Origin of the sequence: Algibacillus agarilyticus (assembly GCF_003286125.1) — a bacterium.
Lineage (GTDB): Bacteria > Pseudomonadota > Gammaproteobacteria > Enterobacterales > Alteromonadaceae > Algibacillus > Algibacillus agarilyticus.
In genome coordinates this window covers 82,631-100,085 of the sequence record NZ_QMED01000007.1, presented here as the reverse complement: position 1 = coordinate 100,085, position 17,455 = coordinate 82,631, and the positions used below count along the sequence as shown (strand labels likewise).

Genomic DNA, 17,455 nt, shown 5'->3' with positions numbered 1-17,455 from the left:
CTGAAATTAAATAGTTGATGTGCTTGCTGGCCTAGAGCCAACCTAAAAGCGATTTGAACATTATTATAGGCTGTAAATATAAAAGCCGCTGTGAGCGCGGCTTTTTTATTTATTGTTACTTAAGCTAGTTGAGCTCTTAATGTTTTTTCAAGCTTAACTTGGTCAATAGCAAAGTTGCGGATACCTTCGGCAAGTTTCTCGGTAGCCATTGCATCTTGGTTATGTTCCCAACGGAACTGCTCTTCAGTCATAACAGCAGGACGCTCTTTGATTTCACCGTCGTATGCTAATTTAACCGGAACATCACCTTCAGCTGAAGCTAACTCGTCTAATAAACCAGGACCAATGGTTAAGCGGTCACAACCGGCTAATTCAGTGATTTCATCGATGTTACGGAAGCTAGCGCCCATAACAACCGTGTTATAACCATGTTCTTTATAGTAGTTATAAATAGCCGTTACCGAAACAACACCTGGATCTTCTGATGGTGCGTATGAATCTTTACCTTCTGCTTTTTTGTACCAATCTAAGATACGGCCAACAAATGGAGAGATTAAGAAAGCGCCGGCTTCAGCACATGCACGGGCTTGAGCAAAACTAAACAATAACGTTAAGTTACAGTTAATACCTTCTTGCTCTAAAATTTCAGCCGCTTTAATGCCTTCCCAAGTTGATGCTAACTTGATTAATACACGATCGTTGCTGATACCAGCATCGTTATAAAGCTTCATTAATTTACGCGCTTTAGTTAAAGATGAATCTTTATCAAAAGATAAACGAGCGTCAACTTCAGTTGAGATACGACCAGGGACAATTTTTAAAATTTCTAAGCCAATATTAACTGATAATTTGTCGCCCGCATCAATCACTTGCTGTTCAACATCATTTGATTGTGTTTTTGCCCAACCGATTGCGTCGTCAATTAATGACTTATATTCAGGGATCTCTGATGCTTTTAATAACAAGCTAGGGTTAGTTGTAGCGTCTTCTGGTGTGAATTTTTTGATTGCTTCGATATCGCCCGTGTCGGCAACAACAGTTGTTACTGCACGTAATTGGTCTAATTTGGTTGTCATATACTTCTATTCCTGTTTATGTGTGTTCATATTAGTAGAATTTTAGTGAGCGTATTATACAACAATAAATATAAAAATCAGCGTTCAAAATGGAAGACTTTGTTCCTAAATTGCATAAGCGAATAATGATTTTTCCGCTGTACGTTATTTATTCACACCTTAACTGTAATTGACTACATGTATAGATAAAAAATCGCGTTATTTATCAGTGTCAATTTTGTTAAGTTAATGTTAAGTTATTCTTCTGCGTTTACTATAATGAACGTTTCAACATGCGATTGGGGGGGTGGCTTATCAGTATGATCTTGCAAAGTGCATTTTATGCCAAAAAGAAAGTCATGGTGGTAGATGACTGTGAGCCAATCCGCTCGGCTATAAAAGGTATGCTGCAAAAAATAGGCTTTGTTAATATACAATCGGCTAATAACGGCAACCAAGCATTGCAAAAAGCACAAGAAGTGCGTTGGGATTTTATCTTAGTCGACTTTAATTTAGGTGATGGTAAAGATGGCTATCAACTCTTTGAAGAGCTTAAGTTTAAAAACTACCTCGCCCCCCACTGTTGCTTTTTTATTATTTCAGCTGAAAACCGTCGTCCACACGTGCATGGTTTAGTTGAATTACAACCCGATGACTTTTTACTTAAACCGTTTACATACCAAGGCATCGAAAAACGCTTTGCGCGCGCTTTAGCTAAAAAGAAAGTGTTGAGTAATGTCTATCAAGCAATTGGTAACGAAAACACCCAACTCGCAATTACTGAATGTAATGAAATAATAAAAAAAACACCCAAAAACGCTTTAGTCGCTCTACGGGTAAAAGCCGAATTATTAATTGGCATTAAAGAATATAAAAAAGCGTTAAAAATATACGAAAGCGTGCTCGAAAAACGCTCTGTCACTTGGGCATTAATGGGCAAAGCCATTGCCACCGTTAAATTAGAAGAGTTTTTTACCGCCGAAGCCCAATTATTTGAATTGCTCGACCGACCCGAAACACGCTTAGAAGCTTATGATTGGTTAGGCCGTTTAAACATAGCACGCAACGACACAGTCACCGCTTTTGAAATGTTTATCGAGGCTGGTAAAATTTCGCCACGCAATATCAGTCGTCAACGGGCGATTGCCAATTTGGCGATCGCTAATAACGAAGTAGATGAAGCGGTTCGAGCCTATTCACGTATATTAAATAACAGCCGTTATTCCGTTTTTGATACCCCTGAAAATTATTTAAACTTTGCTCGTTGCATTCTCGATTTGTGTAACGATTCAAACAAACTAGAAGTCGCCAAACAAATTGCCAAATGTACTGACTTATTAAAAGATATCGACAAACGTTTCTACGCTGAAGCCGTACAAGCACAAGAGCATGTTATAAAAGCGCGAGTGCATGTAATTAAAGGCAACATGACCGATGCTCGCCAATTACTTGAAGAAAGTGAAAAACACGATTCGCCATTTGATAGTGCCGATGACCGGCTGGATAAAGCAAAGGCCTACTTTGCAACCGGTAATTTATCGCGTAGTGATGAAATAATGGAGTCATTGCAAAGTGTCGCCGATAAAGACGATTTAATATCAGCAACCCTACAAGTGTTAATTGATAAAGAAAAAGACAGCCATGAAGAACTACGTGAGCGTATTCGAGTTTTAAACAGTGAAGGTTTAAAAATGTATCAAGCGGGGCAATATCCGCAATCGGTTGAATTATTTGTTGAAGCTTATGGTTACATGCCAAATAACGCTAGCTTAGCGCTTAATTTGGTGCAAGCGATCACGAAAGTCGGTACTTTTTTAACTCAAGGCCATAGCCCTAAAGAAATGAAAAGCATGTGTACAACATGCGTCAGTGTTATTGAGCAATCAGATTTATCTGAAAATAACATGCGCCGTTACCATTCATTAAAGCCAGAATTGATGCTATTGCTCAGTTCAAAAGATGTCGCTTAAGCAATTTAACCGGCATTACACCTCAAACGATTAACGCTTGAATAAATACCTCACTTCACAATACTCACTTTCACAATATAGCCTATCGATAATACGATAAAAACAATCACACCACGTTTAGCTGCATTAGAGTAAAACCGGCAGTGTGTTGTTATACACAAGCAACTTAAGTAAAATGCTCGTTTAAACTATTAACGTGAAACCCATTAATGTGAAACCCAGTGTGCAGCATTGTTATACCGACCTCATCAACTTGTTTGAACACGCTTTTTTTCAGCACTATAACACTCAATTGATCAAAGGTGATGAAGAACCCATTTATCTTCCGGCCCGAACTAAGGCGAACCAATCTGATCATCATCAAATTGTTTTTGCGCATGGTTATTATGCCAGCGCGTTGCATGAAATTGCGCATTGGTGTGTCGCGGGCGATGCCCGCCGAAAATTAGAAGACTATGGCTACTGGTATACGGCAGATGGTCGCGATCATGAACAACAACAAAAATTTGAAAAAGTTGAAATAAAACCACAAGCTATCGAATGGATTTTAAGTGCCGCCGCGCAATTTACCTTTAGGGTTAGCACTGACAATTTAAATGGGACTGCAGAGCCCGATCGGTACGCTTTCAGGCGGTTAGTTCATCAGCAAGTCGCTTTGTATTTAGCCAAGGGTTTGCCACAAAGAGTGGCAACGTTAGTTAACGCGTTAGCGCATTTTTATCAAACACCTCTCCCGCTTACCCTCGATAATTTTACAGAAGACGAAACATGCGTAAACTCAAAATAGGTTTAATTATTAACCCGTATGCGGGTATAGGCGGTTCGGTTGCATTAAAAGGCAGTGACGGAACTGAAATAAGAGATAAAGCACTCGCGCTGGGCGCGGTCCCACAAGCCAACCAACGAGCAACAGTCGCGTTAAAACAAATCGAAACTTGGCATCAATCCGTTGTATTTTATACCGCTAGCAACGAAATGGGACAAAGCACCTTAAATGCACTCGGCTATGAACATCAAGTGGTTTATCACAGTAAAACGCCCATCACCGAAGCGGATGATACAGAACAAGCGGTGCAAGCCATCTTAAATCAACAAGTTGATTTACTCGTTTTTGCAGGGGGTGATGGCACCGCGCGCAATATTTATAATCAAGTACAAGAAGCCACGCTTGTGCTGGGTATACCTGCTGGTTGTAAAATTCATTCAGGCGTTTACGCAATAACCCCAAAAGCGGCAGGCCTGTTGATGGCCGATTTAATTCAAGGCCAAGCACTAACTTTGGGTGAAGCCGATGTGATGGATATCGATGAGCAATTGTTCCGCCAAGGTCAGGTAAAAGCCAAACGCTATGGCGACATGCGCATTCCAATGGACTTGCGTTACATGCAAGCCGTTAAAATGGGCGGAAAAGAATCAGATGAATTGGTTTTAGCTGATATTGCCGCCGATGTAATTGATAAAATGAACGATGAACCCGACACATTATTTTTAATTGGCTCTGGTTCAACAACGCAATCAGTGCTGAATGAAATGGGAATAACCGGCACCTTACTCGGTGTCGATGCGGTTTATCAAGAATCATTAATTAATGCTGATTTGACAAGCCATGATATCGAATCGCTTTTCACTCAATACACATCAGTTAAATTAATCATGACCCTAATTGGCGGTCAAGGTCACTTATTTGGCAGGGGGAATCAACAGCTAAGTCCTTCAATAATCAAATATATTAGCCGAGAAAATATAATAGTAGTTGCAACCAAAAGTAAAATCTCTAAACTCAATGGTAAGCCTTTAATCTGTGATACAGGAGATGAAATACTCAATCAGCAGTTAGCCGGGCCGATTAACATTGTTACGGGTTATCACGACTATGTGATTTATCCGGTAGCCAATCAAATAACAAACAAGGAGATATAAATTAATGAGCACCACAGCAGAACCGCTATATGTACAAAAAATATTAGATGGCCTTGATGCCATGATGCAATCAGAAGATGCCGATGCATTATTTATTAGCGGCTATTTACGGGGTCACGTTACACTCATTATCGGCCGATTAGAAATGGATAATGAACTCGATGAACAAACACTTATCAACAGTATGAACAAAGCTTTGGTTACAGCAAGACAATCTGGCGAGCTATCACCACAAGATGCCGAATTTGTTGAACAAGCTTGGGCGACGTTAATCGATTAATCGACACGTCGCTAATGCAAGCGGTATACAGATATATAGAAAGTACTACCCTTAAGGCTAACTATTTAAATCAACGATGCCTTAATAACATTTTATTGATCACTCGATTTAACACGTCCATTTCAATTGGTTTAGCCACAAAATCATCAAACCCTTTTTCTGCATATAAACGCTGATGTTCGGCCATGGCATTTGCGGTTAACGCAATAACCGGAATGTGACGATGCGACTGCTTGATAATATCAGTTGCTTCTATTCCCCCCATTACTGGCATTTGAATATCCATAAAAATCAAATCGGGCTTAACCTGATTTACCATTTCTACAGCGACTTGGCCATTATTAGCAACATGGATCGTCGCTTGCGTTTTTTGTAACATGGCTTGAAATACAATTTGATTAATCTCATTATCCTCTGCCAGCAAAATAGTGACATTTGATAAATCCAGATCATCGACTTTCAACAACTCGGTTTGCGCTTCTTCTTTACCTAATGCCAAAGGTAGCCAAATCTTAAAGGTTGAGCCTGCATTAACTTCACTCAATATATCGACACGCCCACCCATCAAATCAATTAAACTTTTGGATATCGCCATGCCTAAACCCGTGCCACCAAAACGACGTGTAATTGATTCATCCGCTTGTTGAAAGCGATTAAACAAGCGCTGGCAATACTCCTCAGTCATACCAATACCCGTATCAGAAACTTCACAATAAAATTCGAGTTTATTATTAAGGCCTGAATGGCTATTTAATACGGTGGCAGCCTTTATCGTAACCAGCCCTTTTTCAGTAAATTTAACCGCGTTAGAAGCAAAATTTAGAATGATTTGACGGATCCTAACGGGATCTCCCTGCCAATAATCATGCCCTTGTAAATCAAGTTCGACTTTAAATTCAATCCCCTTTTTATTGGCAACCTCCGCTAACTCACTTTTTATAGAATCAACAAGTTGGCTCATCGCGAAATTACAGTTTTCGATTTTAAGCTGATTAGCCTCAATTTTTGAAACATCTAAAATATCATTAATAATGGTTAGTAGTGAGCGAGCTGAATAAAGTGATTTTTGAATTAAAGGCTTATCCGTGTTGTCATCGGCTGATTTTTCTAATATTTGCAACGTGCCGAAGATGCTGTTCAATGGTGTTCTAATTTCGTGACTCATGTTAGATAAAAAGTGACTTTTAGCTTCGCTTGCTAGCTCGGCATTATGTTTAGCTGTTATCAGCTGTGTTTGCGTCTCAACATGCTCACTAATATCTTTAATTAAGCCAATAAAATAAGTTTTGTTGCTTCCATTAATTTTAGTGATAACCAACTCAATTGGGAACTCATGACCTCGTTTATGTTTAGCAAATAATTGAGCAGCTTGACCATACTGTAATGAAGGCTCTTGAATATCGCTCACCGCAAGCTTTTTATCATGAGCGGCTTGAAACCGTTCAGGCATTAATAAAGTAACACTTTGACCAACCACTTCGTCCATTTTATAGCCAAAAATACTTTCAGCCGCTGCGGTAAAACGATTAACCAGCCCTTTTTGATCTATAATGATTAAAGCTTCACCTAAATTATCTACAATTGCTTTTTGCATAACCAGTGAATGACTTAATGCCGCTTTTGATTTATTTAATTTAAATAAACTAAATTTAGCAACCGACCAGTACTGCAGAGTAAACCCAAGCAAAACAGATAAGACTAAGCAAAAAAACAATACAACTTCATCTAACGCGTTATTAAATGATTCAAATAATCGATTGGTTGCCTGAACATTAACCATTAATGTTTGATTTTTTAACGTGATAGGCTGTTTTTTACTCAACTTTAACGTCGATACTTCAGTGGCTATCGCATTACTAAATAACGGTTTATTTTTAAAGGCTAAAGCTGTCGAAACCAAGTGGTAATTATAACGATCTAATATAATGGTTAAGGCGGTGTCAATAGATACACTGCCTAACATAAAACCATCAAATGTCTGATTGTTCAACCAAAGTGGACACACATAAACAAAGGCATTATGACGCACATTGTCCTTATCAACGATCACCATCTGGCACTGTTTAGCGAGTTTGATTTGATTGAGTATTTGCATTTCAGTTAACGCCGTTAATACAACATCAACGCTATTACCTTTAAGTGAGGGATTAAGAGATTGCCATTGAGGAATATGGCTCGCATCAACCCAGGTAATAAATTGATAAGCCGAATTATCTTGAATATATTGGCTGGCATCCGCTTGCCAAAGTACTTTTGGGGTGCCATTTTGCTGCATCCAACGAATAGATAAACGCGTAAATGCGCGATCGATACTATTCAACTCTATATCTATTGAAGAGCTTACGTTTTGACTAATTAAATCAATTCTAGCTTGAATATCGGCGTTTTCTTTTTGATTTAAATATTGCCAAATACTGATCGAACAGACGGCACATAAAGCAACAACGATATTCGCATAATGGTTATTTTTATTCTTCTTAAGGCGACTAAGAATAAAAACATAAAGTATAAAAGCACTGAAAAAAAGAACAAATGACACCGAGGTATGCAACGCCATGCGTGTATAATGCCCCCAGCCGTAAGTCGTTTCGAGCCCCATCACATAACCACTTAACGCAATGAGCGATAACACAAAGCCAAAATAACTCAATATATTTAATAGTTGGTATTGCAGTACCTTTTTTAAACCTTCTGCTTGCAAGATTAAAAAACAACTCGCCGCTAAAACAAAACAAACCGCTGTGTTCGGCGCCATACGCCCAGGGTGATAAGTTTTAGTGGTGATGGCGTGCGCCATAAAAAGTTCATCAATTTTAAAATCAAGCGCAAACAAATATTGTAATAATGTTAAAAAACACAAAACAAAACACGAAGCAGCTAAACCTAAAGTCATTTTTTTATATGGGCTGTTTACACCCAAAAGGCTTATACCTGCACCGCCCAGTAAAACAAAACCAAGTGCGGTATTAAATTGCATCGGTACAAAAGAAGGGTGTATTTGTACCAATAATGTATTATTTGTAAACCACCCCAAAATAACAATTAAACCAACGATAAAAACACAGAGAAATCCAGCGGTGGTAAAGCGGCTTAATGTTAGCTTGGCTGTCAAAATATTAAACTCCGTGCAATCACAGTAATATGAGAAGTCACTTGGGTATATATTAGTGGTTTTATGTTTTAAATAAACTCAAAGTAAGTTTAGTCTCTAAAGCTTTAAAAAGTAACAATCAGATAAAAAAACCAAATGATTTTTTGATTAAAACCAAAACATTAAGCGCGAATAATTCCCTACTCGCCTAATCTTATCTTGAACCACCTGTGATAAGTCGTTAAGGTGTCGGCAATTCAGAATTAATAACAACTAAAACATGAAAATAACCCCGTATATTAGCCTGCTAATCTTTTTTACATTGATTAATCCTGCTCATGCAAACCAAGCGAATACCAACACCCCAGAATGTAATTTCTCGCAAACCCAATTAAAGCGTGTGCAAGCATTATTAAAGCAAGGCGAAACTAAAAAATGGGGGCGAGATTTAGTTAGCTACCAAGATGAACTATTTAAGCATGTTGATAAAACGTGTTTTCCTGAAACAGGCGTCGCAGCCATAAACAAACCCAAAAAAGTGGTTAAGCGAGGTCAACAGCAAAATATAGATTTAAGTAATACGAAACCAAAGCTATCCAGCAAAGCTATTTTAAAAAAACATAATATAGAGTTAAGCGAAGAACAGATAGCGGAGATTGGCCCAGCGAGTGATAGGGTAAATAAAGCCAGAGCAAAACCGACTATTTCTAAAAAATTAAAAGCCTGGAATGCATGGTTTACACCTTCACCGGAATGCACCGGTACACTCGAAATAAAAATGTTTGTTTGGTGTAATAAGCTAGAAAAAGCACAAAAAATAGAATTTGATAAATTATGGAAGCAAAAAAACCAATAAGCAGACTTAAATTTTAAACAAAAAAAAAGCTGCATAAAATATGCAGCTTAAGGTTGGGACTATACAACACACAGAGAACAACATTTAAATCAATTAGCCTTTATTATCATGAAATCCGTTCAATCAAATAAAGCCTAAGTCTTACTTACCACGCAACAATAAATTTATCCAGCCTAAAACATTATCACTTCGTTGCAGTAACGAATTGAAAAACATTGAAGTACAACCAATAACTACTGATGCCATCACAATCATCATAGAAAAAGCAAAGATACTTACCAAACCCGACATTTCAATCTCCTTCTTGCTGGTGGTAAATAGATTGTAGTCAGCGCCTCAAAAAGTGCATGTAAGACATATCTCAAAAAGACAGTGTTTTTATCTGCATTTACATTTTATTTACAAACCCATTACATTAACCACTATATTAGCCAAAAACACATTAATGTGATAACGACAATCATCAATAAATTTATCACTAAGCCTTCTCTTGCCATGTCGGCAATTTTAAAACGATTTGTACTATAAACAATTGCATTAGGTGCGGTCGCCACTGGTAACATAAAAGCACAACTCGCACTTAATGCGGCAGGTAACATTAACAAAATAGGGTCAAGGCCAGCTGAAATACCCGCAATAGCCAATATCGGCATCAACAAAGTGGTTGTCGCCGTATTACTGGTAATTTCAGTTAAAAACACAACTGACAACGTAATGAGGCCAATCATTAATAACGGTGGGAAAAAGGCTAATTGGGATAATCCTTCGCCCATTAATTCACTTAAGCCACTCGCCTGAAACGCCTTAGCAATACAAATACCGCCTGCAAATAAAAGCAACATCCCCCAGGGTATTTGATTTGCCGTTTGCCAATCAAGCAAACGCCCTTTTTTGTTATCACCTTCAGGAATTAAAAACATCAAACAAACGCCTGCTAACGCAATCGTACTATCACCGACTTTGATATCCCCCAATAATCCTGTCCATCCACCAAAAGGCGCTTGTTTAAAAATCCACGCTAAGGCGGTTAAACCAAATACTAACAACACTCTTTTTTCAGCCGAGCGCCAAGCCTGTACTTTGGGTAACTCAAACGATAAATTTAACGTCATCCCTCGCGTTAACCAATAAGCACAGAGTGGCACACCAATACAAACAACCGGTAATCCCATGCTCATCCATTCTAAAAATGAAATACTCCGACCAAATTCTTGTTCGTAAATAGCCAATAAAATAACGTTGGGCGGAGTGCCAATCGGTGTGCCCATACCGCCAATATTAGCTGCATAGGCAATACCTAACAGTAAAACCGTTGCAAAACGCTTGTTGTTAACTGACGCGATAACCGCTAATGCCATCGGTAAAAGCATTAAGGTCGTGGCAGTATTACTAATCCACATACTCATTAATGCGGCTGAAATCATAAACCCTAATACCACGCGCTGGGGTTTATCTTTACCTAAAAAGTTGACCAAACTTAAAGCCAACCTATCGTTAACCCCACTTTTTTCAACCGCTTTTGATAACATAAAAGCGCCCATCAATAACAAGATGACATGGCTGCCTAACGCACTTGCTGCCGTTTTGTGATCGATAATGCCAGCAAGCGGAAACAAAACAAAAGGAACCAATGAAGTCACTGGAATAGGTAATGCTTCGGTTACCCACCAAGCTGCAACCAGCAGAGTAATGGCAAGCGTAATACTGATTTCGTGGCTAATCTCGAAATAAGTACAAATAAAATATAAACCCATCGCGAATAATGGACCTAAAAAGAGAGGGGAGCGCATAGCGTCTTTTCCTTATGACATTTAAGACTAATTAATTTTTATTGTACTTAATTACATTTTTAAAACATATTATATTGGGTATTTTAGCATTCATTAGCTAAAGTTAAGCTATACATCGTTACACTTACTAAATAGTGAATAAAATCATATGGAAGTTGTTAATTTTAGTGTTGGCAATCGCATCGTTGCTTTCAATATTTTAAATATATTATTAACCGAAAAATTTGATAATGCACAAACATCGGTTCCCTCAGAAGATGCATCATTTTTAGGTATAAAAGATTTTATGGGCGTGCCTACTCCTATCTATGATTTGGGTATTGCAATGAACAAACAATCTACACAAAAAACCAATCAAGTATTAATTGATATTCTTCATAAAGGCGAAAAAGAACACGCACATTGGCTTGATTTATTAGAAGATGCTATTGGTAATAAACAGGTATTTTCGCAACCAACTGACCCAATACAAACAGAGTTTGGCAAATGGTACGATACTTTTAACAGCCAAAATGTTGACCTCATCGATGTTTTACAAAAAATGCAAGCGCCTCGCCAACAGCTTTTTAATGCCGCGAGTCAGGTTATCGCCCTTAATAATGATGGCGAAACACAAAAGGCATTGCAATTATTAACCCAAGAACGCAATGGCAGCTTAGCCACTATCAAACGTTTATTTGAAACCGCTCGTGAACACGTAAAAGCGTCATATAAACCGGTCACGGTGTTTACGACCATTGATGGTCGTCAACCTTCTCTAGGTTTTGTTGTAGACAACGTTGAAGATTCATTACACGTTGAAGATGAAGAGATCAGAGAGCTAAAAGATTTAGAGGTTCATACTGGTGCGATTGATGGCCGAGTAAAAAATATGATTATTGGCTTAATTACCACCGCCGGTAAAAACAGCTTATTATTAAAACCTGAAGCTTTTTTATAACGCATTTTAAACACCAACCTTAAACGCTCTGCACAATTGCATAAAGTAACAGGCTTTATAAAGCTGTAACTTTATGCAAGTTTTGCTAAAATCTCGCTCAAATTAGTTTTAGGTCATCAAAATGCAAGTTGAATGGATAACGCTTGAGCAAGCAACAGATATAACAGGCGCCTCACAAGCCATCATATTAGATACGATTAATCGATATAAACCCGATCATAATATAAACAGCATAATGCCCTTAACCAAAACGGAACAGGACTTAGTTTATTTCGATAAAAACCAACTGATATCGTTATTTCCTAATTCATCTAACCCCGTTGAAAAAGAAAAAATTCCCGGAACCGTTTTTAAATGGTTTGATGAATTACGTCGTGCTTATGAAGTCAGTATGCAAACTATGTTACGGCGTGTTGAAAAAGTAAAAGACGATCACACTTCAGATATTCAACAACATTATCAAGACCGCTTACTTCAAGCCAAGCAGCAGTATGCAGACCATATTGACGATATAAAAGCGGCACATAAAGAACAATTGCTTGCATTAAGTCATCACATCGAAAAACTAGAAAAAGATTCTGATTTTTATCAACAACAAATGCTAGCGCAACAAAATACATTAGCGCAACTCAACAACCGATACGATACGGTTGTTTTGGCTTTACGCGATAAAGAAAATCCAATCGAGCGTGACATCACCCCGGTTGCTAAAAATTTAGATCAACCGCAATCAACACCATTAACGTCTGAACGGCATAAAGTCAATAACACAGCAAATACCGATGTCCCTGAAAAATTAGATTTTGACCAGTTAGTCAAACAAGCTTATCAGTACAGGGAAGAAAACAAATTTACCAAAGCAACCGAATTATTTGAACAAGCCGCTATTAATGGTAATTCAAAAGCCATGGGCGCACTAGGTCGCGCTTATTTTATTGGTGAAGGCACCGAAATAAACATAGAAACAGCAATAGCGTGGTTACAACTGGCGGCAGAGAATGGTTTAAAACCGGCTGCAAGTAAGGTTAAACAAATGGAAGAAAAGTATACCGAGCAGTTTGAACACGGTATCGCCTTAGCTAAAACACTGGCGATTCAAATAAAAATAAATACCGATGAAGCATATATCGAAAGTTAGATCCCACTGTTATACCAATTCATATAAATAAGTGATCTCTCAGAATGCATCCAGCGGTTTTTGAACAAGGCGTCGGTGTACAGGAATGGTTGTTCCCTTTCAAATACCGATAACGCAGGTCAAAAGCCGCTGGGGCATTCCTTTCATGCGAGTTTTAAATGCGCTTACTCTGTATTGCTCAAACTCAAAAGAGCACCACTACTCTTTCATTTAAGCGCATTTTAAACGCTCGCTGAGTGGGCACTTATTATTACGGATTGCTATTATAGTCAAAGCGATCGGGTTTTAGGGGGCAGGTTTCTAGTTCCAGACGAAACCTAAGTACTTACTTCCATGTAAGCAAAGCCGTCAAGCTTCGAGACGCCATGAGCATATGCTCTATTATGTGATTGGGGCCGCCTAAATGGATTTAGGTGTTAGAACGACGCAGGAGCCAAAGTCGAGAGTAAGCGCTGACAATGAACCATAAAACCTGAGCGAGAAGACTATAAATGAATTAAACTTGGTTAGAGCGATAAACAGACGGTATGTCACCAAACAATATTTTAAATTGCTTGCTGAAATAACTATGATCGGTGAAACCGGATTCAAATACAATTTGCGAAATGGTTTTATCGGTTTCCATTAATAACTGTCGGGCATTTTCTAAGCGCACTTCATTAATAAACTGTTTAGGTGTTTTACTTAAATATTTTTTAAAGCGTCGCTCTAAAGCACTAACTGATAAATGTGCCACCTCTGCCAATTGCTCAACCGTAATATTATCTGCATAATGAGAGCGCACAAAATCCACTGGAATGCGCACGGCCTCTACACTGGTTAAAGCCGCCGTTTTTTTGTATAAATGTCGGGTCACGCCATACGTGCCCATCACTTGTTCATCACCGTCAATGATCGCCCGCTTAGAAGTCGAAAACCAAGCCACATCACCTTTTTTAGTTACGTTCATTTCAAGGCGATCAGTCACGACCTGCCCTGCTTTGACTTTTTCATCATCGGTTGCATATTGTTTAGCTAAATAAGCAGGTGACAGATCATAATCTGTTTTACCAATTAACATGTCGAGTGTTTTTAATGCATGTAAGTCGAGAAAACTGCGATTAGCATAAACAAATTGATTATCTGTATTTTTAACCCAAAATAAAGCATCCGGTAGTAAATCAAACATATCAACAATTTGCTGCATGCCCATGGTTTGCAAAAAAGCGTTAGACTCTTTTAACAATTCACTCATTTCGCTAGCCTTTTATAAATGTATTTCCAAGTCACTTGAGTCTAATACAACCATCATTAATTGCAGATCGCTTTAACGGGTTAACAAACGCGATAACCGCGTTTTAAAACCGACCTACAGAACAACGACTTAGGTTGATATCACTTGTATAGTCTTCTCGCTCAGGTTTTATGGTTCATTGTCAGCGCTTACTCTCGACTTTGGCTCCTGCGTCGTTCTAACACCTAAATCCATTTAGGCGGCCCCAATCACATAATAGAGCATATGCTCATGGGGTCTCGAAGCTTGCCTGCATGGATGCAGGTAAGGGGCGAGAGCAGGACGCGGTAGCTTTGCCTGCATGGATGCAGGTAAGGGGCGAGAGCAGGACGCGGTAGCTTTGACGACTTTGCTTACATGGATGTAAGTACTTAGGTTTCGTCTGGAACTAGAAACCTGCCCCTAAAACCCGATCGCTTTGACTATATGTAACCATAATGACTTCACTTTAGCACGCCGAATTTATCGCATTCAAATAAAAAACACATAAAAAAACCGTGACCTTTACAGATCACGGTTTCAACGTAGAACGATTTTACACGATCAAAATCAGTATGATTAACCGGTATAATTAACCCGTATTACGCATGCCGGTGGCAATACCAGCCATAGTCACCATTAAGACCTGTTCATTATCAGGGTGTTCTGGTTGAGCGCGTAAACGTTTTAGTGCTTCAATTTGTAAAATATGCAGCGGCGCTAAATAAGGACGTCTTAAGTCAAATGAGCTTAATATCCATGGGTTATGTTCAAGCGATTGCTTTTGATCCAGTAAAGTTAATACCGTTTCTTCATCGTCTGATAATTGTTGACGTAAGTCTGAGCCCATTGATTTTAACTCTGGGCTCACTAACGCTTCATCGTATAAAGCCGACACTTGACTGTCTGACTTAACATAAACCATTTCGGTTAACGAAATACGTGAATAAAAGTAAGGCCACTGTTTAAGCATTTCTTTCATTAATTGCGCATTATCTTGATAAGCCGTTTTTAATGCGCTGCCTAAACCTAACCAACTGGGTACAACTAAACGATTTTGACTCCAAGCGAAAATCCAAGGGATTGCCCGTAATGATTCAATACCACCGTCTGATTTACGTTTACTCGGACGTGAACCCAATGGCAAAGAAGCCAGTTCTTGCTCGGGTGTCGCTTGTCTAAAATACTTAACAAAATCTGGATTACCCTGCACATATTGGCGGTAAGTATGACAACTCTGCTCAGACATCGTTTCCATTAATTCACGCCATGCCGTTGTCGGTACTGGCGGTGGTGTAACTAAACATTCTAAAATAGCAGAGGCATATAAGTGCAAGCTACGTGTCGCTAAATTAGGTGTACCAAATTTATGACGGATTGTTTCGCCTTGCTCTGTTACCCGTAAACCACCGTCAAGTGTACCTGGCGGTTGTGACGCGATCGCTGTGTGAGCAGGCCCGCCCCCTCGCCCGATTGTACCACCACGGCCATGGAATAATTTTAGTTCAATATTTTGCTCAACAAAAACCTCAACTAATTTCTCTTGGCATTGATATTGCCCCCACGTTGCCGCCAACACTCCGGCATCTTTAGCCGAATCACTGTACCCAATCATCACGTTATGCTGATCGTTACAATATCCGCGATAGCTTTCAATATTAAGCAACTCAGACATAACAGCCGGTGCATTATTTAAATCATCTAAGGTTTCAAATAAGGGTGCAATTGGCATATTCCAGTTCACACCTGAGGCTTTTAATAACAAATTAACCGCTAGCACATCGCTGACTTCACTCGCCATTGAAATAATATACAAGCCGAATAATTCAGCCGGTTGTGAAGCAATCATCGCATACGTATTTAATACTTCTTGCGTATCCGCACTCCAACTGCGCTTTGGTAAGAGTGGACGCGGGTTATTAATCTCAGCTAATAAAAAAGTTTGGCGTTCAGCTTCATCCCACGTTAAATAATCGCCCATATCAAGCGCTTGAGTTATCTCACTTAATGCACTGTCATGTCTTTCACTGTGTTGACGAATATCTAATTTAACTAACGAGATACCAAAACAGTTAACTTTACGGATCAAATCAAGTACTAATGAATTAGCCACATGCTTTAAACCCACGTTAAGTAAGCTTTGACGACATTTTTGCAGTGGCTTTCTTAACTGCTCTGAATCATCAAGCACCGCCTTAGTTTCACCTTGCTGCAGTTGGTCAATACTCACTTTTAATAAATCAATTACTTGCTTTAATTGATTACGGTAAGGCCCTACTTGGCTTTCGTCAGCGTCAATTAAATCAGCCGTCGCCTTTGTCATCGATAATTCTAAATATAGCTTTTCAAAATCTTTTAAATATAACTTGCACGCCATTAAACGTGCATTAATTAAAGCTTGCGTGCTTAACTCGGCAGTAACAAAAGGGTTACCATCACGGTCACCCGCCATCCAGCTAGCCATAGTTACAGGCGTGTAGCTTTCGGGTAAAACCTCACCTGTCAGTTCTAATGCTAACGTATCTAACTCTTTAATAAATTTAGGTACTGCATGCCAAAAACTATTGGCCACGGTATTTAAACCCCAACGTGATTCATCAAGCGGTGTTGGGCGTTGCTGGCGAATTTCGCCGGTATACCAAGCTTGCTCAACTAACTCTGCCACGCGATCTGAATTGGCATCATTATGAATATCTAACTCTTGGCCAATTTGGTTATATTTATGAATAAACGTGCGGCGGTTAACTTCTGTTGGATGTGCCGTTAAAACTAATTCGATATGCAGTTTATCAAGTGCTTGTTTAAATTTGGCCGGAGAGACTTGACCTATTTTATCTTTCAATGCTTCTAAAGGATGCGGCACTTCAAGCTCAGCTAAACCTTGTTGGCTTGTTGTATATTGTTGTTCAGCCACATTAACCAAGTTTAAAAACTGACTAAATGCACGAGCATAAATAAGTAATTCTTGCTCGGTACAACCTGCAAATTTATCTTGTAGTGCCTTTATTGCGTCTTTATCACCTAATGCAATATCTCGACCTTGTAAGCGCACCGTCTCAATGCTATCTAACCACTGCTCACCTTGATCGGCTGCAATCGTTTTGCCCAATAACACACCTAAATCACGAACATTCTGTTGAATGGGTTCTAACATACGTACTCC

General features: G+C 39.0%; 13 protein-coding genes. 7 read left to right on the top strand and 6 right to left on the bottom strand.

What is annotated here, in order from left to right; genetic code table 11:
- Window positions 1-119: 119 nt before the first annotated feature.
- Window positions 120-1,076, bottom strand: a complete 957-nt coding sequence (tal, locus tag DPX34_RS07865; RefSeq protein WP_111977863.1) for a transaldolase — start codon at window positions 1,074-1,076, stop codon at window positions 120-122.
- A 299-nt stretch (window positions 1,077-1,375) separates the two neighbouring features.
- On the opposite strand from tal, the gene DPX34_RS07860 reads away from it, so the two are divergent.
- From DPX34_RS07860 to DPX34_RS07845, 4 genes are all read left to right on the top strand, one after another.
- A complete protein-coding gene (locus DPX34_RS07860; protein ID WP_157964655.1) occupies window positions 1,376-3,025 on the top strand; it encodes a tetratricopeptide repeat-containing response regulator in 1,650 nt (549 codons plus the stop codon).
- Window positions 3,026-3,221: 196 nt separating this feature from the next.
- On the top strand, window positions 3,222-3,812 hold the full coding sequence (locus tag DPX34_RS07855; RefSeq protein WP_438938512.1) for an elongation factor P hydroxylase: 591 nt from the start codon (window positions 3,222-3,224) through the stop codon (window positions 3,810-3,812).
- A complete protein-coding gene (locus DPX34_RS07850) occupies window positions 3,794-4,945 on the top strand; it encodes an ATP-NAD kinase family protein (protein WP_111977860.1) in 1,152 nt (383 codons plus the stop codon). Before DPX34_RS07855 ends, DPX34_RS07850 begins: the two co-directional genes overlap by 19 nt.
- A gap of 4 nt (window positions 4,946-4,949) precedes the next feature.
- The gene (locus DPX34_RS07845) at window positions 4,950-5,225 is read left to right on the top strand and encodes a YfcL family protein (RefSeq protein WP_111977859.1); all 276 of its coding nucleotides are present in this window, start codon (window positions 4,950-4,952) and stop codon (window positions 5,223-5,225) included.
- A 70-nt stretch (window positions 5,226-5,295) separates the two neighbouring features.
- Here the strand turns inward: DPX34_RS07845 and DPX34_RS07840 are convergent, their stop codons facing one another.
- Window positions 5,296-8,337, bottom strand: coding sequence for an ATP-binding protein (locus tag DPX34_RS07840; protein WP_111977858.1), 3,042 nt, complete (start codon window positions 8,335-8,337; stop codon window positions 5,296-5,298).
- A gap of 259 nt (window positions 8,338-8,596) precedes the next feature.
- On the opposite strand from DPX34_RS07840, the gene DPX34_RS07835 reads away from it, so the two are divergent.
- Window positions 8,597-9,172, top strand: coding sequence for a hypothetical protein (locus tag DPX34_RS07835; protein ID WP_111977857.1), 576 nt, complete (start codon window positions 8,597-8,599; stop codon window positions 9,170-9,172).
- 141 nt (window positions 9,173-9,313) lie between these two features.
- On the opposite strand, the gene DPX34_RS21710 is transcribed toward DPX34_RS07835, so the two are convergent.
- On the bottom strand, window positions 9,314-9,463 hold the full coding sequence (locus DPX34_RS21710) for a hypothetical protein (protein WP_157964654.1): 150 nt from the start codon (window positions 9,461-9,463) through the stop codon (window positions 9,314-9,316).
- Between the two features lie 131 nt (window positions 9,464-9,594).
- Window positions 9,595-10,962, bottom strand: coding sequence for an SLC13 family permease (locus DPX34_RS07830; protein ID WP_111977856.1), 1,368 nt, complete (start codon window positions 10,960-10,962; stop codon window positions 9,595-9,597).
- Window positions 10,963-11,110: 148 nt separating this feature from the next.
- Between DPX34_RS07830 and DPX34_RS07825 the strand changes: the two genes are divergently transcribed.
- Together DPX34_RS07825 and DPX34_RS07820 are read left to right on the top strand one after the other, a co-directional pair.
- The gene (locus DPX34_RS07825) at window positions 11,111-11,902 is read left to right on the top strand and encodes a CZB domain-containing protein (RefSeq protein ID WP_111977855.1); all 792 of its coding nucleotides are present in this window, start codon (window positions 11,111-11,113) and stop codon (window positions 11,900-11,902) included.
- Window positions 11,903-12,023: 121 nt separating this feature from the next.
- Complete coding sequence (locus DPX34_RS07820; RefSeq protein ID WP_111977854.1) at window positions 12,024-13,040, top strand: tetratricopeptide repeat protein; 1,017 nt, start codon at window positions 12,024-12,026, stop codon at window positions 13,038-13,040.
- A gap of 496 nt (window positions 13,041-13,536) precedes the next feature.
- Here DPX34_RS07820 and DPX34_RS07815 read toward each other — a convergent pair whose 3' ends face one another.
- Window positions 13,537-14,274, bottom strand: a complete 738-nt coding sequence (locus DPX34_RS07815) for an AraC family transcriptional regulator (protein WP_111977853.1) — start codon at window positions 14,272-14,274, stop codon at window positions 13,537-13,539.
- A 610-nt stretch (window positions 14,275-14,884) separates the two neighbouring features.
- Window positions 14,885-17,446, bottom strand: coding sequence for a phosphoenolpyruvate carboxylase (gene ppc / locus DPX34_RS07810; RefSeq protein ID WP_111977852.1), 2,562 nt, complete (start codon window positions 17,444-17,446; stop codon window positions 14,885-14,887).
- Between the last annotated feature and the right edge of the window lie 9 nt (window positions 17,447-17,455).

Coding starts and splice junctions, on each gene's coding strand:
- tal (WP_111977863.1), bottom strand. CDS start 1,076: ATGACAACCAAATTAGACCAATTACGTGCAGTAACAACTGTTGTTGCC.
- DPX34_RS07860 (WP_157964655.1), top strand. CDS start 1,376: ATGATCTTGCAAAGTGCATTTTATGCCAAAAAGAAAGTCATGGTGGTA.
- DPX34_RS07850 (WP_111977860.1), top strand. CDS start 3,794: ATGCGTAAACTCAAAATAGGTTTAATTATTAACCCGTATGCGGGTATA.
- DPX34_RS07845 (WP_111977859.1), top strand. CDS start 4,950: ATGAGCACCACAGCAGAACCGCTATATGTACAAAAAATATTAGATGGC.
- DPX34_RS07835 (WP_111977857.1), top strand. CDS start 8,597: ATGAAAATAACCCCGTATATTAGCCTGCTAATCTTTTTTACATTGATT.
- DPX34_RS21710 (WP_157964654.1), bottom strand. CDS start 9,463: ATGTCGGGTTTGGTAAGTATCTTTGCTTTTTCTATGATGATTGTGATG.
- DPX34_RS07830 (WP_111977856.1), bottom strand. CDS start 10,962: ATGCGCTCCCCTCTCTTTTTAGGTCCATTATTCGCGATGGGTTTATAT.
- DPX34_RS07825 (WP_111977855.1), top strand. CDS start 11,111: ATGGAAGTTGTTAATTTTAGTGTTGGCAATCGCATCGTTGCTTTCAAT.
- DPX34_RS07820 (WP_111977854.1), top strand. CDS start 12,024: ATGCAAGTTGAATGGATAACGCTTGAGCAAGCAACAGATATAACAGGC.
- DPX34_RS07815 (WP_111977853.1), bottom strand. CDS start 14,274: ATGAGTGAATTGTTAAAAGAGTCTAACGCTTTTTTGCAAACCATGGGC.
- ppc (WP_111977852.1), bottom strand. CDS start 17,446: ATGTTAGAACCCATTCAACAGAATGTTCGTGATTTAGGTGTGTTATTG.